General features: G+C 49.2%; 20 protein-coding genes. 13 read left to right on the top strand and 7 right to left on the bottom strand.

The window, feature by feature from the left end; all coding sequences use genetic code 11:
* Nucleotides 1-57: 57 nt before the first annotated feature.
* Nucleotides 58-1,449, bottom strand: a complete 1,392-nt coding sequence (locus HRH59_RS12750; protein WP_173501654.1) for a PhoH family protein — start codon at nucleotides 1,447-1,449, stop codon at nucleotides 58-60.
* Nucleotides 1,450-1,690: 241 nt separating this feature from the next.
* On the opposite strand from HRH59_RS12750, the gene rapA reads away from it, so the two are divergent.
* From rapA to HRH59_RS12725, 5 genes are all read left to right on the top strand, one after another.
* Nucleotides 1,691-4,603: an RNA polymerase-associated protein RapA gene (rapA, locus tag HRH59_RS12745; RefSeq protein ID WP_173501653.1), complete on the top strand. Its 2,913-nt coding sequence runs from the start codon at nucleotides 1,691-1,693 to the stop codon at nucleotides 4,601-4,603.
* 2 nt (nucleotides 4,604-4,605) lie between these two features.
* Nucleotides 4,606-5,259 (top strand): RluA family pseudouridine synthase, encoded by a 654-nt coding sequence (locus HRH59_RS12740; RefSeq protein ID WP_173501652.1) that lies wholly within the window; start codon nucleotides 4,606-4,608, stop codon nucleotides 5,257-5,259.
* 170 nt (nucleotides 5,260-5,429) lie between these two features.
* Nucleotides 5,430-6,524 (top strand): OmpA family protein, encoded by a 1,095-nt coding sequence (locus tag HRH59_RS12735; RefSeq protein WP_173501651.1) that lies wholly within the window; start codon nucleotides 5,430-5,432, stop codon nucleotides 6,522-6,524.
* Between the two features lie 218 nt (nucleotides 6,525-6,742).
* Nucleotides 6,743-7,090 carry a hypothetical protein gene (locus HRH59_RS12730; protein ID WP_173501650.1) on the top strand — a complete coding sequence of 116 codons (348 nt, stop codon included), beginning with the start codon at nucleotides 6,743-6,745 and terminating at the stop codon, nucleotides 7,088-7,090.
* Between the two features lie 54 nt (nucleotides 7,091-7,144).
* On the top strand, nucleotides 7,145-7,924 hold the full coding sequence (locus HRH59_RS12725) for a DUF3530 family protein (RefSeq protein ID WP_173501649.1): 780 nt from the start codon (nucleotides 7,145-7,147) through the stop codon (nucleotides 7,922-7,924).
* A gap of 4 nt (nucleotides 7,925-7,928) precedes the next feature.
* Here HRH59_RS12725 and djlA read toward each other — a convergent pair whose 3' ends face one another.
* Complete coding sequence (gene djlA / locus HRH59_RS12720) at nucleotides 7,929-8,729, bottom strand: co-chaperone DjlA (RefSeq protein ID WP_173501648.1); 801 nt, start codon at nucleotides 8,727-8,729, stop codon at nucleotides 7,929-7,931.
* Nucleotides 8,730-8,899: 170 nt separating this feature from the next.
* Here djlA and lptD point away from each other — a divergent pair, with 170 nt between their 5' ends.
* The 7 genes from lptD to HRH59_RS12685 all read left to right on the top strand — a co-directional run bounded on the left by lptD (nucleotide 8,900) and on the right by HRH59_RS12685 (nucleotide 17,539).
* Entirely contained in the window at nucleotides 8,900-11,161 is a 2,262-nt protein-coding gene (lptD, locus tag HRH59_RS12715; protein ID WP_173501647.1) for an LPS assembly protein LptD, read from the top strand.
* An 11-nt stretch (nucleotides 11,162-11,172) separates the two neighbouring features.
* The gene (gene surA / locus HRH59_RS12710) at nucleotides 11,173-12,462 is read left to right on the top strand and encodes a peptidylprolyl isomerase SurA (protein ID WP_173501646.1); all 1,290 of its coding nucleotides are present in this window, start codon (nucleotides 11,173-11,175) and stop codon (nucleotides 12,460-12,462) included.
* Nucleotides 12,462-13,457, top strand: coding sequence for a 4-hydroxythreonine-4-phosphate dehydrogenase PdxA (gene pdxA / locus HRH59_RS12705; RefSeq protein ID WP_173501645.1), 996 nt, complete (start codon nucleotides 12,462-12,464; stop codon nucleotides 13,455-13,457). Before surA ends, pdxA begins: the two co-directional genes overlap by 1 nt.
* Nucleotides 13,450-14,262 (top strand): 16S rRNA (adenine(1518)-N(6)/adenine(1519)-N(6))-dimethyltransferase RsmA, encoded by an 813-nt coding sequence (rsmA, locus tag HRH59_RS12700; RefSeq protein ID WP_173501644.1) that lies wholly within the window; start codon nucleotides 13,450-13,452, stop codon nucleotides 14,260-14,262. The genes pdxA and rsmA overlap by 8 nt, the downstream gene beginning before the upstream one ends.
* Entirely contained in the window at nucleotides 14,259-14,636 is a 378-nt protein-coding gene (gene apaG / locus HRH59_RS12695) for a Co2+/Mg2+ efflux protein ApaG (RefSeq protein ID WP_173501643.1), read from the top strand. Before rsmA ends, apaG begins: the two co-directional genes overlap by 4 nt.
* Nucleotides 14,636-15,436, top strand: a complete 801-nt coding sequence (locus HRH59_RS12690; RefSeq protein ID WP_173501642.1) for a symmetrical bis(5'-nucleosyl)-tetraphosphatase — start codon at nucleotides 14,636-14,638, stop codon at nucleotides 15,434-15,436. Before apaG ends, HRH59_RS12690 begins: the two co-directional genes overlap by 1 nt.
* 90 nt (nucleotides 15,437-15,526) lie before the next feature.
* Nucleotides 15,527-17,539: a methyl-accepting chemotaxis protein gene (locus HRH59_RS12685; protein WP_173501641.1), complete on the top strand. Its 2,013-nt coding sequence runs from the start codon at nucleotides 15,527-15,529 to the stop codon at nucleotides 17,537-17,539.
* 55 nt (nucleotides 17,540-17,594) lie between these two features.
* On the opposite strand, the gene HRH59_RS12680 is transcribed toward HRH59_RS12685, so the two are convergent.
* From HRH59_RS12680 to rplU, 5 genes are all read right to left on the bottom strand, one after another.
* Nucleotides 17,595-17,969, bottom strand: coding sequence for a DUF3718 domain-containing protein (locus HRH59_RS12680; RefSeq protein ID WP_173501640.1), 375 nt, complete (start codon nucleotides 17,967-17,969; stop codon nucleotides 17,595-17,597).
* Nucleotides 17,970-18,036: 67 nt separating this feature from the next.
* Nucleotides 18,037-18,528, bottom strand: coding sequence for a type 3 dihydrofolate reductase (gene folA, locus HRH59_RS12675; RefSeq protein WP_173501639.1), 492 nt, complete (start codon nucleotides 18,526-18,528; stop codon nucleotides 18,037-18,039).
* Between the two features lie 9 nt (nucleotides 18,529-18,537).
* Complete coding sequence (gene cgtA, locus HRH59_RS12670) at nucleotides 18,538-19,695, bottom strand: Obg family GTPase CgtA (protein ID WP_173501638.1); 1,158 nt, start codon at nucleotides 19,693-19,695, stop codon at nucleotides 18,538-18,540.
* Nucleotides 19,696-19,861: 166 nt separating this feature from the next.
* Complete coding sequence (gene rpmA / locus HRH59_RS12665; RefSeq protein WP_173501637.1) at nucleotides 19,862-20,119, bottom strand: 50S ribosomal protein L27; 258 nt, start codon at nucleotides 20,117-20,119, stop codon at nucleotides 19,862-19,864.
* A 15-nt stretch (nucleotides 20,120-20,134) separates the two neighbouring features.
* The gene (gene rplU / locus HRH59_RS12660; RefSeq protein ID WP_068233856.1) at nucleotides 20,135-20,443 is read right to left on the bottom strand and encodes a 50S ribosomal protein L21; all 309 of its coding nucleotides are present in this window, start codon (nucleotides 20,441-20,443) and stop codon (nucleotides 20,135-20,137) included.
* Between the two features lie 210 nt (nucleotides 20,444-20,653).
* Between rplU and ispB the strand changes: the two genes are divergently transcribed.
* Nucleotides 20,654-21,625, top strand: a complete 972-nt coding sequence (gene ispB / locus HRH59_RS12655; RefSeq protein WP_173501636.1) for an octaprenyl diphosphate synthase — start codon at nucleotides 20,654-20,656, stop codon at nucleotides 21,623-21,625.
* The last annotated feature ends 6 nt before the right edge of the window (nucleotides 21,626-21,631 follow it).

The raw sequence follows: 21,631 nt of genomic DNA, 5'->3' as shown, positions 1-21,631 counted from the left end.
CAATAAGCCTGGCTGATTTATCATATTAGTCAAACAGGCTTATTGCCTTATTGTGCGTTACAAATTGGTCTCGGCAAACGAGGCTAACCGGCTGCGCACAACGCCATTTAAATTCATCGTGGTACTGCCTTCAAAGTTTTTAAACCGCTCAACGATGTAAGTCAGACCAGATGTTACAGCTGTTAAATAGTTGCTGTCAATTTGTGATAGATTGCCGGAGCAAATCAGTTTGGTGCCTTCTCCGCACCTTGTAATGATGGTTTTCAGCTGGGCCGCACTTAAGTTTTGACATTCATCCAGAATAACAATGGCATTTTGAATGCTGCGCCCGCGCATAAAGTTAACTGACTTAAACTGAATATTGGCCTTTTCCATAATGTAGTTAACACTGGCATGCGGATGCTCATCGGTTTTATGCAGCACTTCCAGTGAGTCGGTAATGGCCGCCAACCAGGGCGCCATTTTTTCCTCTTCGGTGCCGGGCAGAAAACCGATAGACTCGGCGATTTCCGGCGTATTACGGGTAACAATAACCTTGTCGTACATGCCTTTTTCTATCACCAGCTCCAGCGCTGCCGCCAGTGCAATCAGGGTTTTACCACAACCGGCCGGCCCGGTCAGGATCACCAAATCCATTTGCGGATCAAGTAAAGCTTGCATGGCCATGGCCTGATAGATATTTTTCGGATGAATACCCCAGGCATGGCGGTGCATTAAGCGCTCATAGCCAAAATCCAGAATGCGGATTTCTTTATCGGTTATTGCGACGACCTTGCCGGCAAAGCCTTCCACTTCATCAATCAGATATTCGTTGATATAGGCATTCGGCAGTACGCTGCGGTTAACATAGTGATAGGTTTCCCGGCCTTCGTTCTCACTGCGGCACTCCCCTACCTGGCTCCAGAAATCGCCGGGGAATTTGTAATAGCCTTTGTATAAAAACCGTACGTCGTCTATCAGTTGATCGGTACGGTAATCTTCTACCAATTTTAACCCGGCGCCTTTAGCCTTTAGCCGCATATTGATATCTTTGGTGACCAGGATTACTTTGGTCGGACTTTTTTCCCGCTGCAGATACAAGGCAGTATTGATGATCAGATGATCGTTTTCACCGCCTGGCAAGCCCGGAATTTCATCAGTGATATGATGGTCATTGACAATAAACAAATGCCCGCCCTGCTTTTGCTCACCCTGACGGGGCATAGCCACGCCCTGTAACATTTGATCAGGAGAGGCATCTCTTAACACATCTTCCAGCGCACGAATGGCAACGCGGGCGTCACGGCTGACGTCTTTGTTGCGGTCTTTAATATGGTCAAGTTCTTCCAGTACCGTCATCGGGATAACAACGTCATGTTCTTGGAAGTTAAGGAAGGCAAAAGGTTCGTGCAGCAGGATATTAGTGTCGAGAACGTAAATTTTCTTTTCTTTGCTTTTTCTTCGCGCCATACGGGGCTCCTCTTCGCCTGACACCGGCCGCTTACCGGTGTCATAAAACAAGCATAGTGCAACTGTCACACTTTGCTCAGCCATTAACTAAAATTTACAACAAGCTCAGGTATTAACACTGTGCCTGGCCTGTGTGGCAAACTTATGACATAGAAAAACGCTATATTTATGACTAATTCAAGGTGCAGTACCGTCTGTTACCTGGTACCATAGCGCCCCATTTTAGCTGATAGGGTACAAGATGAAGTTTGCTGCGGGACAACGTTGGATCAGTGATACAGAATCCGATTTAGGTTTAGGCACTATAGTCGCGCTGGAAGGCCGGCATTTAACCTTACTGTTTCCGGCCAGCGGAGAAACGCGGCTGTATGCTCAGGCAGAAGCACCGTTAACCCGGGTACAATTTAATGTTGGCGACGAAATTGCTGCCGCCGACGGTTTTAAGCTGTTGGTAAGCGCCATAAAAGAGCAACACGGTATATTGGTGTACTGCGGCACTCGCACGGACGATGGCAGCTATGCTGAATTACGCGAAACCTTCCTTGATCACTTTATCAGCTTTAACCAACCCCAGGACCGGTTGTTTGCCGGTCAGATCGACCGCTTTGACTGGTTTACCCTGCGGTATCAGGCATGGCAACACTTGCACCAACAGCAGCAAAATCCGCTGCGTGGCTTATCCGGCGCCCGGGTAAATTTAATTCCGCATCAGTTGCACATTGCTAACGAAGTAGCACAGCGCTTTGCACCACGCGTATTGCTGGCCGATGAAGTAGGTCTGGGTAAAACCATTGAAGCAGGCTTTATTATTCACCAACAACTTATCAGCGGCCTGGCCAGCCGGGTGTTAATTGTTCTGCCGGAGTCATTGCAGCATCAGTGGTTGGTAGAAATGCTGCGCCGCTTTAATCTGCATTTTGCCGTGTTTGATCAGGAGCGCTGTGAGCAGTCATTGCTGGACAGCGACAACCCGTTTGATACAGAGCAACTGGTATTGTGCAGCATGGCGTTTTTAAAGAACCATCCGCGCTGGCAACAAATGGCAGTAGCAAGCCAATGGGATCTGCTGGTGGTTGATGAAGCGCATCACTTGCAGTGGAGCGAGCAGGCGCCAAGTGAAGAATATCAATGCATCAGCGCCTTAGCTGCCAATACGGCCGGCGTAATTTTGCTGACAGCCACACCGGACCAACTGGGCCACGAGAGCCACTTTGCCAGACTAAAGCTGCTCGACCCGGCACGATTTCACAGCTACGACGCCTTTTTACAGGAAGAACAGAGCTATCAGCATATTGCGGCTATTGCCAAGCCATTGCTACAGCAACGCAGCCTTAGCAAAGCTGAAGCTGAAGCACTGCAACAGGCATTACGCGAGAGCGATATCAGCGCTGAATTAGCGCTGCTGTGCAGTGAACACCATGATGACGCCGCCCTGACACAGGCGCGTCAGCGAGTACTGGCGCAATTATTAGACCGCCACGGCACCGGGCGTATTTTATTCCGTAACAGTCGTGCCGGCGTTAAAGGCTTTCCCAAGCGTTTTGCTCATCTGACGCCGCTGCCATTGCCGGAGCAATATCAGAATGCGTTAAAAGTGCATTTCAGCCTGAATCCAACCCTGACAGAACAACAACGCATCAGCGCCAATTTGTTTCCTGAGCAGGTTTTTCAGCAATTGGATGCACAAAGTAATTGGTGGCAATTTGACCCCAGAGTAGAGCATTTACTGCAACTGCTGAAAAGCCATAAACAGCAGAAGTTTTTACTGATCTGTGCCCGTGCTGAAACCGCCATTGCGCTGGAAGAAGCGGTGCGGGTGCGCGAGGGTATTCGCGCCGCCGTGTTTCATGAAGGCATGAGTATTCTGGAGCGCGATAAAGCAGCGGCCTACTTTGCCCAGGAAGAATACAGTGCTCAACTGTTACTCTGCTCCGAAATCGGCAGTGAGGGGCGTAACTTCCAGTTTGCTCATCATCTGGTGCTGTTTGATTTACCGCTAAACCCGGATTTACTGGAGCAACGTATCGGCCGGTTAGACCGTATCGGTCAGCAAGCCGACATTCAGCTACACCTGCCTTATTTTGCCAGCCATGCCCAGGAGGTGCTGCTGCAATGGTATCAGCAAGGCCTGGATGCGTTAGAGCACACCTGCCAAACCGGCCGCAACGTATTTGAACACTTTGCACCGCAGCTGTTACCGTTACTGGCGCAGCAAAGCATCGATGAAACCGCGCTGCAACAACTGATTAGCCAAAGCCGCGAGCTGAACCAACAGCTAAAACAACAGTTGGAGCAGGGCCGCGACCAATTACTGGAAATTAACTCAGCCGGTGGCGCTGCAGCAGCACAGTTGGCCGCGAAGCTTGAAGCGCAGGATAACGACACCGCATTACCAATGCTGATGTTTAAAGCCTGGGATATGCTGGGTATTAATCAGGAAGACCGCAGCGACACCAGTATTATTCTGTCGCCGTCAGAGCATATGCAGTGCAGCAGTTATCCGGGCTTACAGGATGATGCCGTTACCGTAACTTTTGACCGTGCCACAGCGCTGGCCGAAGAAGATATTCAGCTACTGAGCTGGGACCATCCGATGGTGCGCGGTACCCTGGATATCCTGACCACAGAGCCGCATGGCAGCAGCTCAGTGGCCATTTTGACTAACAAAGCCTTGCCGGTCGGCAGTTATTTGCTGGAGTTTAACTTTATTGTTGAGGCCAGCGCGCCACCGGCACTGCAATTAAACCGCTATTTACCGGCAACGCCAATCCGGCTGTTACTGGACAAAAGTGGCAACAACCTGTCAGCTAAAGTCAGCTTTGAGCAGTTAAATAAGCAACTTAAACCGGTCGGCCGGCAAACCGGCAGTAAACTGGCCGGGGCGTTGCAAACCACTATTCACCCGTTAATTGCCACTGCCACTGCTATGGCCGAAAGCCAATTGGGCAGCATAGTGCAGGCTGCGCAGCAAAGTGCCATGCAAACGCTGAGTGAACAGCAGCAACGCTTAACCGCACTGCGTCAATACAACCCGTCGGTACGCCAGGATGAAATAGATGCGCTGGTGCAACAGCAGCAACAGCTGACAGAGTATATTGGCAAAGCGCGGTTAAAAGCAGATGCGATCCGCTTGATCGTCGTCAGCCACGACTGATTATGCTGCTGCATTACGCACCACCGCTGTCGCCTTATCTGGATATTTTGTATCAGGATGAAGCCTTGGTGGTGTTTAATAAGCCCAGCGGCTTGCTGACTGTGCCCGGCAAAGCGCCGGAACATAAAGACAGCCTGGAATACCGTGCCAGGCTGGTATGGCCCGGCATACGGCTGGTGCACCGGCTGGATATGGCAACCTCCGGGGTGGTAGTGATGGCACTGAGTGCTGATAGCCAGCGCGAACTGAACCGGCAATTTCAACAACGCGAAACCGAAAAACACTATATTGCCAGAGTAAGCGGCCAGATTGACGCAGACAGCGGCAGTATCGATTTACCCCTGATTTGTGACTGGCCGAACCGGCCCAAACAAAAAGTCTGCTACGAGCACGGCAAAGCCTCCCTGACGCATTATCAGGTATTAAGCCGTGACAGCAGCAGCAGCCGTGTCAAGCTCACACCAGTCACCGGCCGCTCGCACCAGCTCAGGGTACACATGCAGTGGTTGGGGCATGCCATCCTCGGCGACAAGTTCTATGCTGATACCCCTGCCCTGCTGGCAGCTGACCGCTTACAATTACACGCCGAAAAACTTCGTTTACAGCACCCTATCAATAAACGCTGGCTGGAATTTATTTCAATCTGTCCGTTCTGATTATTAAAATCGCTTTTTTATTAACCTAAGGTTCATCTGAGCGGTGTAACATTATTAAATAATGTTGTTACCACAATCAAATGTACTACATTTTAAATGTCACAATTTAACATGCCATATAAAATATTAATGTGGCAGGGAAATTGTCGGGTGAGTCTAAGGAGATATGGATGAAACTTAAAAAAACGTTTTTAGCTGTCGCTGCGGCATTACCTTTATTAAGCGCCAATGTGTTAGCTGATACCGTAACTGCGGCAGATTTAAAGGAGCGCGTATTCGGCTCACTGTTTGGTGAGTATTACATGCCGGATACTGATAAAACAGAGTCTGCCGCCTGGAGCTACATGGAAAAAGACTGGGGCTATGGTATTGAGTTGGGCTACTACCTGACCGAAAACTGGGCGCTGCGCGCAGAATATGCGCGGATGGAAATGCAATCTAAACTTGATGGTACAGATGTAAACGGCAACCGCTACGGTATTGATGCAATGTATCATTTAAGCAATATGCCGGCATTATATTTAGTGGGCGGTATAAAACGCATGGATGCCGCACAGAATACTACGGCATTCAATCTTGGTGTTGGCTACAAGCATTTCTTTAATCAAAACTTTGCTTTATTTGCCGAAGCTAACCGTTACCAGGGCATCGATGAAAGCTACGGTGATGCCGGTATCAAGCTGGGCATGAGCTATTTGTTTGGCTCAGCAGCAGCAAAAGCAGCACCAACTCCGGCGCCGGCACCGGCGCCTGTAAGAGCACAACCGGTAGCTCCGGTTCCGGTGGCAGATACCGACGGCGATGGTGTGCCGGATAATATCGATAACTGTGCCGGCACCCCGGCGGTGCATAAAGTCGACGCATCAGGCTGTACTGTTTATGTTGAGAAAATGGCTGCGGTAGGTGACATTGATATCGAAGTGCGCTTCCCGTTTGATTCTGCCGTAGTGGGTGCAGAACAGCGGGATGACGTAGATAACCTTGGCGCCTTTATGCAGCGCTTTACTGAGTCTACAGTAATGATTGAAGGCCATGCGTCTAATATCGGCAACCCGGCGTATAACATGCGTTTATCTGAGCGTCGCGCTACAGCAGTGGCCGACATTCTGAAAAACGACTTTAATGTTGACCCGTCACGCATCAGTGCTGTCGGCTACGGTGTCACCAAGCCGCGCGTTGAAGGCAATACACCTGAGGCTCATGCTGCTAACCAGCGTATAGAAGCTAAGGTTACGGCGAAAATTAAAGAACCTGTATTACGCTGATTAAAGTTTATGCAAAAAAAAGCCGCTGTATATCAGCGGCTTTTTTATTTTCGTTAAATCCGTGGGTAAATCACTCTGCGCGGGATAAAAAAGCTGTGTTAGCATGTCGGCCCGGTCTGCACTATTAATGCCACCGTGATGTGCTGCTTGTTTGTTAATATTACCCGCTACGCCGCCACAAGGAGCGCGCACCGGCATGCTGGGTTCAGGAGTTTACTATGCCTAAATTTTACCGCCCGCTAAGTTTGCTGTGTATCGCCGGTTTTACCACAGCCTTTACCACAGCAGCACAACCTGCGCCTACTGTGTCACTAAGCGCCAATTCACACGTGTGTAATGCCGAAGCAGAGGTGGCCCGCTTGGCTGCCAACGAACAACTGCAGGAAATGGCCCGTGCTTTAGTTGAGTTTAAAGCAACAAAGTATTGCTTTATCCTGCCGGTCGCTGCAACCGTAACCATGTTGGAACAGCAACAAGGCTATATCAAGTTTGATTACAAATCACAGGTGCTGTACACCTTTGATAAATATGTATTGCCTGGTGCGCTGACTGCTCAAACTCATTAAAGTTTTGCGCCTGCGTGCCGATAGCAGGTTATCATTGTGTAATGAGCGTCTGCTATGCGGCACCTGCTTTATCTTTGCCTGCTATGTTGTTTACTGCTGCCATTTCTCAGCTTTGCAGTGTCATTGTCAACTGAACAAGCCTTTGTTGCCGATCTAAGTCGTCAAATTAATGCCGATGAACTGGTAGAATTGCCACTACTGCAACAACAAAGCTTTTTAGCACTGCGCCGCGAGCCCATGACCAGCTATACCAAGGGTACCGCAATTTTGCTGCCGGACGGCAGTGAGCACGCTGCCAGCCCGAAACATATTGATACTCTGCGCCAACAGTTGAATGACTACGGCTGGCACACTTTAGCCCTTATGCCACCACCTATGCCGACGGATATTACGGCAGATGATGCCTTAGCAGCCTACCAACAGCAGTTAATTGAGCGGATGAATGCGGCACAAGAATTAGCACAAAAAAATCCCGGCGTAACAATTATCATCGCCCAGGGCAGCAGCGCAGCAGTGCTAAACCAACTTTATGCCTCAAAACAGTTAACCGAGCCGGCCGCTTTTATTATGCTGGGTGCTTACCTGGCCGACACCACTCTTAACCGGCAAATTGCCAAGGCACTTGCCACGCAGCAAGTGCCGACATTAGACATCAGCCACCAGCAAGACAACAGCCAGGTGCTGAGCCAGTTACGTTTGCGCCGCCAACTGGTGAACAAACATATGAAACCGGTGTATCGCCAACGCTCTCTCAGTGGCTCCGGTTACAACAACGATGTGCAGCAGTGGGTGGTACACGAAATCTACGGCTGGTTAACCTCAGTTGGGCTGTAACACACTAACTGCGACTGCGTCGCTGTTTAATTAACTCGTAGGCGGCCTGAATATCCTGGGTTCGCGTTTTGGCCAGGTCCAGCATTTCAGCCGGCACGCCCTGAGCCATTAATTTATCCGGATGATGCTGCGCCATCAGTTTACGGTAAGCCTTTTTCAACTCAGCATCGGTCACCACTTCGGTGACGCCCAGCGACTTATAGGCGTCTGCTAAATTATCCGCCGCGCTGCTACTGTGACTTCGACCGGAAAAGCGGTGTTGTGCCTGGTACGCCTGCATTAATCTGTCCAATTGCAGCGCACTGAAGTTTAAGTAACCGGCAACCTGTTGTAACAGGCTGTATTGTGCGTTGGTCATTTGGCCATTGACACAAGCAATACTCAGTTGAATCTCAAGGAATAATTGCAGTACGTCTTTGCGCCGTCGATAAGTCTGATAAAATTTTTGTAATTGCGGCCGCAGCGGAAAATTCACCGCCTTACCGTCACGAAAAGCAGCCTGGGCTTCCTTTTGCTGGCTTGCACTAAGACCAAGCTGTGCCATGTACTGTGTAGCCTGTTGGATATGCGCCGATGTCACCACACCGGTGGCTTTAGCAATATGCCCCATAGTGGCAAAAGTGGTATAGCGGAACAATCCCTGCTCATCAAGGGTGTCGGTGAATAGTGCGTTAAAACCACCGTTTGCTTCAAACTGTTGCTTAAAGGCCCGATCGAACCAGTGTCCGACTAACACACCGATAATTAACCCAGGCACTTTAAGCAATGCCAAACCAAATAACGCGCCGAGAATTTTACCCCACACAATTTTACCCTTACGCTGCCGGCAGAGCCTGAACCAACTCAGTCAAAACCCGTCTATTATCATACTGGCTGCACTATATCGGATTAGCAGGATTTCTAAAATTGATTTATCATAGCAAGTCTACTGTTTACATAACGATATTCAACCTGAAGTAAGGCAAGAGTGGCTGCATGAAGCATGGGTTCGCTGGAGTAAGTTTTTTTCTGATTGTGGCGACCTGCCCTTTGGCTTTTGCACAAGATCACGCCGCAGCAATGTGCTACTTACCGCAGCCGTTACCCGCCGGCATTGATAGTCTTGACGCCAACGATGCTGCTGTTCGCATCACCTCAGATCAGGTGAACCTGAGCGACAACCAACAAGCCGCTTTTAGCGGCAACGTACAAATCGGTTATCGTGACACCTTGCTGTTGGCACCCAGAGCGAATTTCAGCAGCGCGCAGCAAAGCATGACTGCTGACGGTGGTATAGATTACTTTAATAATGCCTTGCATGTCAGCGCCAGCCGCTTCAACGCAGATTTACAACAAGACAGTGCCCGGTTGGACGAAGCCAGTTATCAATTCCGCTTACAGGCCGGCCGTGGTTATGCCGATGAGCTAACCGCGTCAAAGCAACAGATTGTGCTGAGCAATGCCCTGTTTACCACCTGCCCGACAACGGACAACAGCTGGGCCTTGCATGCCAGTGAAATTAATATTGAGGCAGATGAAGGCTGGGGCGAAGCCCGCCATGCGGTGTTTAAAATAAAAAATATTCCGGTGCTTTATTTACCGTACCTGACTTTTCCGGTAAATGAACAACGCCGCAGCGGTTTATTATTGCCGAAGTTCGGCAGCTCGCAAAAATCGGGGCTGGATGTCGAGCTACCCTATTATTTTAACCTGGCAGAGAACTACGATTTAACACTGACACCACGCTATATGAGCAAGCGCGGCAGCCAGCTTAAATCTGACTTTCGCTACCTGACTGAACAACATCAGGGTAATGTGCAGTTTGAGTACCTGCACTCAGATAATGAAAAACCGGGTGACTTCGGCAGTCGCTATCTGAGCCACATCAGCCATTTAACTGATTTTACCTCTGAGCTTCGTGCCTCCGTTGATTTTACCGACATCAGCGATGATGCTTATCTCAGCGAGTTGGGTTCAGACTACAGCAACCAAAGTGATACCCAGTTACTGCGCGAAGCCAGCGTCAGTTATTTCGGCGAACAAGTTCACTCAACTATCAGAGCACAAGGCTTCGAGATTCTGGGTAATTACGATAAAGCTTACAGCGCGTTACCGGAAATCAATATCACCTCTGCTAAACCGCTGGCCTTGCTACCGGGAGTTAATTTCTCCTGGCAGGCGCAATACGCCCACTTTCGTAATGACAGCGCTGATGTGACTTACGCTGACCGGGTACATATTGAACCGGGCTTAGAGCTACCCTACATTACTCCGGCGTTGGAGCTGACAGCGCAAGCCAGTTTACTTTACACTTACTACCAGCAAAATCTGACCGATAACAGCGGAGCACTTACATCAACCGCAAGCCGTTCAGTTCCGAAAGTCAGGCTGCATTCCAAATTAAACCTCGAGCGCGAGTACAATTGGTTTGGCGAAAGCGGCTTGCAAACTTTCGAGCCGCAAGTTCAGTATCTGTATATTCCGTATCGCGATCAAACGGCTATCGGCCTATATGACACCGCCAGGCTACAAGATGACTATTACGGTTTGTTTCGTATCAACCGTTATTCCGGGTTAGACCGCATTAACGAAGCCAATCAGCTTACCGTCGGCTGGACAACCCGGTTTTACGATAATGTCGATAACGAACTGTTTCGCTTTAGTTTGGGGCAAATTTTCTTTCTTGATGAGCCCACTATCCAACCGGATGAACCGGACGATTTAAGCTCTACTGAGTCGATGTTAGCAGCGGAGCTGATTTGGCACTGGTATCAGAAATGGTACTTCAGCAGCGCACTACAATATGATATCGACAGCGAACAAGTGATAAAAAGTAATGCATCGCTGGATTATCGCGCCGGTGACAATAGCATCTTTCAATTGAACCATAGATACAGCCGCGCAGTCTCAGGGTTGCAGATCAGACAGCTGGGCGTGCTGGGCACTGTTCCGGTAGCTGACAATTGGCAGTTGATCGGCGCTTACTATCGTGATGTAACAAATAATCGTATGATAGATGCCAGTTTCGGCGTGCAGTATCAGTCTTGCTGTTGGGCGGTACGTTTGGTCGCCAAACGCCAGTTGCAGACCGATCTGGACTTACCGTTAGGTAACTTTACCAACGCAAGTCAGTTGGACAGCAGCATAGGTCTGCAATTTGTCCTTAAAGGCTTTGGCGATAGTGCCGGTTTTGGCGTATCTGATATGCTGTCTAATGGTATCTTTACCTACCGGCGGCCTTACTTACTTACTAATTAATGCAGGAATTTATGAAGTTATCTCAAGTTATCGCGAGCGCATTATTATGCTGCGTCAGTTTACAGGCTGTTGCGGCCGAACGTGAAATTGACAGGGTGGCTGCCGTTGTTGATAACAGCGTAGTGCTGCAAAGTGATGTAGACGACGTTGTAAACCGGGTTAAACGCAATGCGGCTGCCCAGCAACAAACGCTGCCATCAGACGCGGCCCTGCGTACCCAGGCAATTGAGCGGCTTATCCTTACCAGCTTACAACTGCAATTAGCCCAACGTATGGGTATGCAAATCAGCGATGCGCAGTTAGATGATACAATCCGCAACATTTCACAGAGCGAAAATCTGTCGCTGGAAGCATTCCGCCAACAAGTAGTGGCTGAAGAAGGTGACTATGAACGTTTTCGTGAGCGGCTGCGCGAAGAAATGATCACCGGCGAAGTGGTGCGGGCAAATGTGCAACGCAGGGTGTATATCAGCCCGCAAGAAGTTGACAGTGTCATTAAGCTGATGGAAGAGCAAGGTGCCAGTAACGAACAGTATAATCTGGGTCATATTTTAATTGCTATCCCAAGCCAGGCAACGACAGATGATATCAATGCCGCTAAAGAGCGTGCTGACAAAGTCATGGAATTGCTGCGCGATGGCAGTGACTTTAAGCGCATTGCTATTGCATCGTCGTCAGGTTCTAACGCGCTGGAAGGTGGAGACTTGGGCTGGATGAATATTAATGAAATGCCTACTCTATTCTCAGAAGCCATTCGCGGCCGGAAAAAAACCGATATGATTGGCCCGTTGCGCTCCGGCGCCGGCTTTCATATTTTAACTATCTTTGATATCCGTGGTGAAAACGTAGCTGATATTAAGGAAGTAAAATCACGCCATATTTTGATAAAGCCATCGATTATTCTCAGTGAGGAACGTGCCCGCAGCATGTTGGCAGATTTTGTCACCAAACTCAGAGCCGGCGAGGCTGACTTTGCTGAATTAGCTAAACAGCATTCCGAGGATCCGGGGTCAAAGCTCAACGGCGGCGATTTAGGCTGGAGCGAACCGGACGTCTTCGTACCGGCATTCAAAGATACACTAAACCGGTTACAACCAAATGAAATCAGCGAACCATTTCGCACAGAGCACGGCTGGCATATTGCCCAGGTGTTGGACAAACGCACCGTGGATGCCACAGCAGATAAAAAGCGCCAACAGGTTTACCGGATGATATTCAACCGTCGTTATAACGAGGAAGCCACTAACTTCCTGCGCGAATTACGCACTGAAGCTTATATTGAAGTGATGGCGGAGGATTAATGACATTGCGCCTTGGCATTACGCCCGGCGAACCGGCCGGCATTGGTCCGGACCTGGTTATTGCTCTGGCTCAGCAGGAGTGGCCGGTTGAGTTGGTTGTATGCGCCAATGCGGCACTGTTAACTGAGCGCGCAGCTCAGCTTAATTTACCGCTAAAACTGTTGCCATATGACCCCAGCCGACCCGCAGCTCCCCAGCGGACCGGCAGCCTGACACTGGTAAATTTTGAGCTGGCAGAGCCGGTTATTAACGGTCAATTAAATGCCGCCAACGGACATTATGTCGTAGACACCTTGCGTTTCGCAGGTGAAAAGTCTATCAATGGAGAGTTCGCGGCTATTGTCACGGGGCCGGTGCACAAGGGCATTATTAACCAGGCCGGTATTCCGTTTAGCGGCCACACCGAATTTTTTGCACTACAGTCCAACACCCCTTATGTCGTTATGATGTTGGCAACCGAAGGTCTGCGGGTAGCACTGGCCACTACCCATATTCCTCTGGCCTATGTCGCCAAAGCCATCACCCGCGAACGGTTGCTAAAAGTACTCAGTATTTTGCATCAGGATTTACAGCAAAAATTTGCTATTGCACAGCCGAAAATTTATGTCTGCGGCTTAAATCCGCATGCCGGCGAAGATGGCCATCTTGGCCGCGAAGAGTTGGATGTTATTATTCCGGCGCTGAATGAATTACGTGCTCAGGGTATGACACTGGTGGGTCCGCTGCCGGCAGATACCTTGTTTCAACCAAAATACCTGAACGACGCCGATGCCGTGTTGGCCATGTATCATGATCAGGGATTACCGGTACTTAAGCATATGGGGTTTGGCCGTTCGGTCAACATCAGTTTGGGATTACCGCTGATCCGTACTTCGGTAGATCACGGCACCGCACTGGATTTAGCCGGAACAGGAAAAGCCGATGCCGGCAGCTTATTCCATGCCGTTAACCAGGCCATTAGTTTGGCCACTAAAACGACGACTATTAATGACTGATAACGTACATCAGGGCCATCGCGCCCGCAAACGCTTTGGCCAGAACTTTCTGCATGACCCTCAGGTTATTGGCCGGATTGTTAAAGCTATTTCACCCAAACCAGACGACCTGCTGGTAGAGATTGGCCCGGGCTTGGGTGCTCTGACAGAGCCTGTCGCAGAAGCGGCCGGCCATTTAACCGTAATCGAGTTGGACAGAGACCTGGCAGAGCGTTTACAGCAACACCCGCAACTGGCTGACAAACTAACCATTCATCAGGCCGATGCAATGAAGTTCGACTTCACCAGCCTGACAAGCAGTACTAAGAAACTGAAAGTCTTTGGAAATTTGCCCTATAACATTTCAACTCCACTGCTATTTCACTTATTCCAATATGCCGACTTAATTGAAAATATGCACTTTATGCTACAAAAGGAAGTGGTGCAGCGCATGACAGCGGTGCACGGCAGCAAAGCCTTCGGTCGCTTAAGCGTTATGACACAATATTACTGTGACGCTATGCCGGTAGTGCAAGTAGGCCCGGGAGCGTTTAAGCCGGCACCTAAAGTCGAGTCAGCCGTAGTAAGGTTAATACCCAAAGCCGTTTCAGCCAGAGCGCAGGTATCTGCCGAAACCCTGAACCGCGTTTGTCTGGAAGCCTTTAATCAACGTCGTAAAACATTACGCAATTGTTTTAGTAATATTGCTACTGCAGAAGACTTACAGCAGCTGGGGCTGGACCCCGGCCAACGTCCGGAGCAATTAGCCGTAGAGGATTTCGTCCGTATTGCACAATGGCTGGAGCAGAAAGAGTCGTCGCTATGAGTTCACACTACAATGTGCCGGTTGAAGTAGAAACCTTTTATATTGCCGCGCAATCAGATCCTGCTGCCGAACGTTATGTGTTTGCTTACACTATTACTATCCGCAACCACAGTAGCGATACGGTACGCTTGTTGCGCCGTTATTGGCTTATCACTGATGCCAACGGCAAGCAAACTGAAGTCGAAGGCGATGGTGTAGTTGGCGAGCAACCTCAGCTTGCACCGGGTAGCAGCTATCGCTATACCAGCGGCGCGGTGCTGGAAACGCCTGTAGGTAACATGCAGGGCCATTATGAAATGGAAACCCTGCAGCAAGAGCGTTTTCACGCAGCTATTCCGCTGTTCCGTTTGGCCATGCCTAATATTCTTAACTGATGGCCACTTATGTCATCGGCGATTTACAGGGCTGCTTTGATGTGTTGCAGCGCCTGTTGCAACGCATCAACTATAACCCGGCGCAAGACAAACTCTGGTTCTGTGGTGATTTAATCGCCCGCGGTCCGCAATCATTAGAATGTCTGCAATTCGTTAAAAGCCTCGGTAACAATGCTGTAAGTGTGCTGGGTAATCATGACCTGCACTTTATTGCCTGTTACTACGGTTTTGGTACCGCGAAGGCAAAAGACTTACTGCAACCACTGCTTGATAGCCCGCAATTGGATGAACTGGTGCACTGGCTTTGCCAATTGCCGTTGTTGTATATCAGTCCTGATCAGCGTTACCTGCTGGTACACGCCGGCCTGGCGCCGCAGTGGTCACTTGATGACGCAGTCAAGCAAACTGACGAAGTGCAGCAGTTGCTGCGCAGCGATCCAAAAACATTACTTAGTGTCATGTACGGTAATCAGCCTGACGCTTTTTCGGCCGATCTCAGTGCTGAGCAACGCTGGCGCTTTGCTATAAACAGTTGCACACGCATGCGGTTTTGTCGCCCGGACGGTTCTTTAGAGCTAAAAGAAAAAGGCCATCCGCGCTACCAAACCAGCTTAGTGCCCTGGTATGAATTCTGGCGCAATAAACCGCGCCCTGAACTTTTCTTTGGCCACTGGGCAGCGTTAAACGGTTATAGTCCGGTGGCAGACATTCATGCTTTAGACACCGGTTGTGTCTGGGGCAATGCACTTACCGCGTATTGTCTGGAGACACAACAACGTTATAGTGTAGCGGGTATGTAGCATTCGCTGTATAATTGCATGCTTTGGCCAAACTTGAGAAGTTATTCATCTTGCGTTAAGGTGAACATCAAGCAAAAATCGGGAGTTATTATGAAGTTAACCGTTGCATTGCGGGTGGTCGGTGGGTTCGGTATTATTTCACTGCTCCTGCTTATCATAGGTATGGCTTCTTATGTCAGCCTGAACAATATCAGTGCGTCCACAGCCGAAGTAAATAAGGTGTCGATACCAGCTCTGGAGAACAGCGCTTTAATGCAAAGCGAATTTGTCTCTATGAGCAAGCTAAGCTTACAGGCGTTCTATGCCGATACTCTGGCAGAAGTGGCCACACTGAAACAACAATTTTCTGACCAGCAACAACGCTATCAGAAAGCATCTGATAAGCTGGCAGCAACGGTGCAAGACGAGCCGACATTAAAGTCTGCTGCCGATACTGTAGCACGGGCTTATACTGACTTTACGCCGGTTACAGCCCGGTTATTTAATCAGGTAGAGAACAGCCTCAGCCTGCGCGATACTATCGACAGTAAATTATCCGACCTGGAAATGAATGCCGATGATATGGCTTCGCTTATCCTCGACTTTACTGACGTACGTGACGTACAACGCCGCTTTCCACGGTCTTATCAGGCAGCCACCAATATAGAAACCGGCATTAATACGCTGATCAGCAATGTGGTGGATTTAAACCGTACAACTTCTGATACCACCGCCAACACCATCAGCAACGAAATTACCTTTCGTTTGAAGGATTTAAATGAGCAGTTTGCTACTATCCGCACTGAAACTGCCGGCAAAGTTAGTCTGGTTACTGACTTAGAAGAAAAAATATCCGCTATTAACAAATTGCTTGATGGTAGCAGCAGTATCCCCGGTCTGAAACTACAACGGCTGCAAAGCGCAGCACAAGCAACAGCATCGTTGGCTTTAACCGAAGAACAAACTGCCGGAGCCATGGCCAGCCTGCAACGCTTATTGAATCAGGCCAGCGCAGCAGCAGAAAAAATTCAGCAAGATTCAGTATCACAGGTGTCCAACGCTATTACACTGATTTTTGTCGTGGTGCTGGGCTCAATACTATTGTCTGTGCTTATTGCTACAGTAACAGTACGCAGTATCTCTATTCCTTTGGCTAAGGTGAATCAAATTCTGGGTGTAGTAGCATCCGGTGATATGACCCAAAAGCTTGATGACAGCGCCAAAGACGAGTTCGGCGAACTCGCAAGCAACTGCAACAAGGTTATTGCCAATCTGCAGCAGTTAATTCAGGGCATTATTTCTCGCTCGACACAACTTGCGGCTGCATCAGAGCAAACTTCTGCAATCACGGTACAGACAACTCAGGCTATACGCGAACAAAAATCACAAGTTACCCAAGCGGCAACTGCGACAACAGAAATGAGCAGCACGGCACAAGGCGTATTACAAAGCTCAAACGACGCCGTAGCCGAAATTAAAAATGCCGATAACGAAGCCGAACGCGTTAAAGGCATTTCGTTGGAAAACAAAGCCATTATTGTGCAGCTGTCACAAGATGTAGAGCAAGCTTCTACCGTAATTAATAAATTGCATAAAGACAGTGCCTCTATCGGTAGTATTCTTGATGTGATCCGCGGTATCGCCGAACAAACTAATCTGCTGGCATTGAACGCGGCAATTGAAGCGGCCCGTGCCGGCGAACAAGGTCGCGGTTTCGCCGTAGTTGCTGATGAAGTGCGCTCACTGGCCAGCAAAACTCAGGCCTCTACCCAGGAAATTCAGGCGATGATTCAGGTACTGCAAAGCGGTGCCCAAGCAGCAGTAGAAGCAATGAATAAAGGCCGTAAGCAAGCAGAAGACTGCGTAGAAAAAACCGAAGTAGCTACCAAAGCACTGGATTCAATTACCCATGCAGTGCATCTGGCGCACGATATGAGTGAACAAATCTCAGATGCGGCAAAAGAGCAAAATCAGGTATCGCATGAGATCAGCAAGTTATTGGAATCTATCGTGTCTATCGCCGAAGAAACCGCCTCCGGTGCAGAGCAAACGTCTGAATCAAGCCATGAAGTAGCGCGTTTGGCTGAAGAGCTGCGTGTATCTGTCGAACAATTTAAAGTGTAAGTGCGGCAGCAGCCACAAAAAAACCGCCCTCGGGCGGTTTTTTTATTTGCTGCAATTAACTACCTGCGCGTTCTTTCAATACCGCCAATAACGGTGACGCTGCAAAGCCATTTGCTTCAGCCCAGGCAATATCACCGGAGTCGGCGATAGCAGAGCCGGGTAACTGTTTGGCGATAAATTCGCCGACATCTGCAGCATTGCTGGCAAAAGAATGACGGATTAAGCTTTGGCCATTGCATACGACACCATCATAAATATTACGTAAGCGCAGACGGTAATCACTCAGTACCTTGCGCAGTCGATTTTTATCGTCTGCTGCAACATAGTCACACATAGAAGCAGCTAACTGATCATCGGCTACCGCAGCAGGCGCTGCCAATAATGACAACGTTACTGTTGCCGCACAAAACAAAGTTGGCAATAATCTCATTTACTACTCCTCACTGAATATAACCTGAATCATCTTAACAACATGTTCTGACAGGTGCAAACCCGGGCTAAACAGCCCGCTCCAGAGTGATAAAGCGACAAGCATAAGGATTTACTGAATCGGCCGGATGCATTGCCTCTTCAACCTGACGCCAGGTGCCGCTTATTTGATAATCCGGAAACCAGGTGTCACCCGTGGTTTCCAGCGCTATCTCAGTAAGATACAAGCGCTGCGCTAAAGGTAAACACTGGCTGTAAATCTGTGCACCACCAATAATCATTACCTCCGGCTGGTCCTGCAGCAAGTTTAGCGCTTGCTCTAAACTTTGCACCCACTCCGCGCCCTGAGCATCTGCCGGCGTATTGCGACTGATAACAATATTGCGCCGGCCCGGCAATGTGCGACCAATAGACTGAAAGGTTCTACGCCCCATCACCACCGGCTTACCCAAAGTGACCTGCTTAAAGTGCTTTAAATCGGCAGGCAAGTGCCAAGGCATACGGTTATCTTTGCCTATTACTCTGTTGGCAGCCATGGCTGCCACCATCGATATAATCATTAACGGACCTTAGCGCTGGTAAATTACTTCTACATCATAATCGTCGTCGTCGAAATCGTCATCATCGTCGTCTTCGTCAATCACTTGCTGCGCGTCAACCGGGCTGTCATCCCATTTGAAGTTAACCGGATCTGTCGCTTGTTCTGCCGGCTGTTCGGCCGGTAGCAATTCAATATAATTCAGAATGTCAGCGGCTAAACGTTCAGTATTGGTGCGACTGGCCGCTGCAATTTTACATACCGGACCATCCCACTCCAATGCAGCGGTCACTTTAGCAATAACCTCGTCAAGCTCGTCGTCCATCACCAAATCGAGCTTATTAAATACCAACCAACGCGGTTTGCCGGCCAGCTTTTTGCTGTATTTTGCCAGCTCCTGCACTATGGTAACGGCGTTTTCTGCCGGATCCGAGCCATCCGCCGGCAATACATCGATAACATGCAGCAATAGGCGACAACGCTCTAAATGCTTTAAAAATTGGATACCCAAACCGGCGCCGTCAGCAGCACCTTCAATCAGTCCCGGAATATCCGCGATAACAAAAGAACGGTGAGATTCAACCCGTACCACACCCAGATTAGGCACCAGGGTTGTAAAAGGGTAATCAGCGACTTTTGGTCTGGCGGCAGATACCGCACGGATCAAGGTCGATTTGCCGGCATTTGGTAAGCCTAACAAGCCCACATCGGCCAACAGCAATAATTCTAAACGCAGGTTACGGATTTCCCCGGGGGTACCATTGGTCTTTTTGCGGGGCGCGCGGTTGGTACTGGTAGCAAAGCGGGCATTGCCCAAGCCATGCCAGCCGCCCTTAGCAATACGTAAGCGTTGGCCGGCACGGGTTAAATCGCCCAATGCTTCGTCGGTATCGACATCCACAGCACGGGTGCCGACAGGCACACGTAACTCAAGATCCTTACCACGCTTGCCGGTGCAGTTTACGCTACCGCCTTTTTCACCATGCTCTGCACGATGAAACTTCTCAAACTGATAATCTACCAACGTATTCAGGTTTTCATCGGCAACCAGATAAACGTCACCACCGTCGCCACCGTCGCCGCCGTTCGGGCCACCCTTTGATATAAACTTTTCACGTAAAAAACTGATAATGCCGTTGCCGCCGTTGCCGGCTTCAACCCGTATTATCGCTTCATCTACAAACTTCATCGGGTGCGTCCTGATTAACCATATTAGATAACGACCAGCAAGCGGCTGGCCTATAAGTATAACTCAGCTTATGACAAGCTGTGTGCAAAACGCTGTTTAGGGCGTTGTGCCTGGCATTTTAATAAAAAACCCCGCACAAGGCGGGGTTTGTTTAAAGTCTGACAGCTTATTCGCTGACGATGCTCACAAAATTACGATTGTGCTCACCTTTAACTTCAAATTTCACTTTACCTTCAGTTAAAGCGAATAAAGTATGGTCTTTACCGATACCAACGTTAGTGCCAGGGTGGAATTTAGTACCACGCTGACGCACGATGATGCTACCAGCTAAAACTGATTCGCCACCGAAGCGCTTAACACCTAAGCGTTTAGCTTCTGAATCGCGACCGTTACGAGTGCTACCTACACCTTTCTTACTTGCCATGTGTCGATACTCCTGTTACGCGCTGATGCTGGTAATTTTCACTTCAGTGAACCACTGGCGGTGGCCCATCTGTTTGCGTGAATGCTTACGACGACGGAATTTGACGATTTTTAACTTATCGCCACGGCCATGAGTGACCACTTCCGCTACTACTTTACCACCTTCTACTAAAGGTGCACCGATAGAGATGTCTTCGCCGTTAGCGACCATCAACGGTGTAAATTCGATTGTTGCGCCGGTTTCTAAATCTAGTTTTTCTAGACGTAGAGTTTGACCTTCCGTCACACGGTGCTGTTTGCCACCACTTTGGAAAACCGCGTACATAGTTAACTCCGTACAAAGCACGCCATCGCTTGTTTAAGGGGCGTGTTAATTCAATTCACAGGGCGCGAATTGTACGCAATTTCCCCTACCCCCGCAAGTAGTAATATAAAAAAGATCATTGAAGCCATAAAAGGATCCGGTTTTGCTTTGGGACTGCCCTGCCGATAGTGTAGAATTAGCGCCATTCTATGGTTTAAGCAGTTGTTTTTCATGACGCTCGAACAGATCCAGCAGCTATCGTCTGACGATATGGCAGCTGTAAATCAGCACATTTTCTCGCAGCTAAACTCTGATGTCGCTCTGATCAATCAATTAGGCATCTATATAGTCAACAGCGGCGGCAAGCGCTTACGCCCTCTTCTGGCGGTACTGGCAGCCAAAGCGCTGGGTTACAAAGGCACGGCGCACGTTACTGTTGCAGCGATTATTGAATTTATTCATACCTCTACTTTGCTGCATGATGATGTTGTGGATGAGTCAACACTACGGCGCGGCAAACAAACAGCTAACGCGGTATTTGGCAACCAGGCCAGTGTACTGGTGGGTGACTTTCTGTATAGCCGTTCATTTCAGATGATGGTATCGCTGAACGATATGCGCATTATGCATATATTGGCAGACGCCACCAACATCATCGCCGAGGGCGAGGTGTTGCAATTAATGAACGTTAATGACGCGGATACCACCGAGCAAAGCTACCTGCAGGTTATCTATTGTAAGACAGCCAAGTTATTTGAAGCAGCCACCCAATTAGCCGCTATTATTGCGCAGCAACCTGAAGCTGTAGTGAACAGTATGAAACTGTATGGCATGCATTTAGGCACCGCTTTTCAACTGATAGACGATGTGCTGGATTATCAGGCTGATGCCACAGAGCTGGGCAAGAATATTGGCGATGATCTGGCTGAAGGTAAGCCAACGCTGCCATTAATTCATGCACTTAAGCATGGCACGACTGAGCAGCAGGCGCTGATCCGCTCTGCCATAGAAGAAGGCAATGGCATGGCGCAATTAGATGCAATTATGGCTGCACTGCACGAAACCAACGCCTTTGGTTATACCCGGCAATTAGCTGAAGCTGAAGCCGAAAAAGCCCGTCAGGCCCTGGCCATACTGCCCGAGTCAGACTATAAGCAAGCGTTGCTGGCATTGGCCGATATAGCGGTGTCGCGAACACATTAAGGTGTG

Origin of the sequence: Rheinheimera lutimaris, from assembly GCF_013283795.1 — a bacterium.
GTDB lineage: Bacteria > Pseudomonadota > Gammaproteobacteria > Enterobacterales > Alteromonadaceae > Alishewanella > Alishewanella lutimaris.
This window is presented reverse-complemented; position numbering and strand designations above follow the sequence as displayed.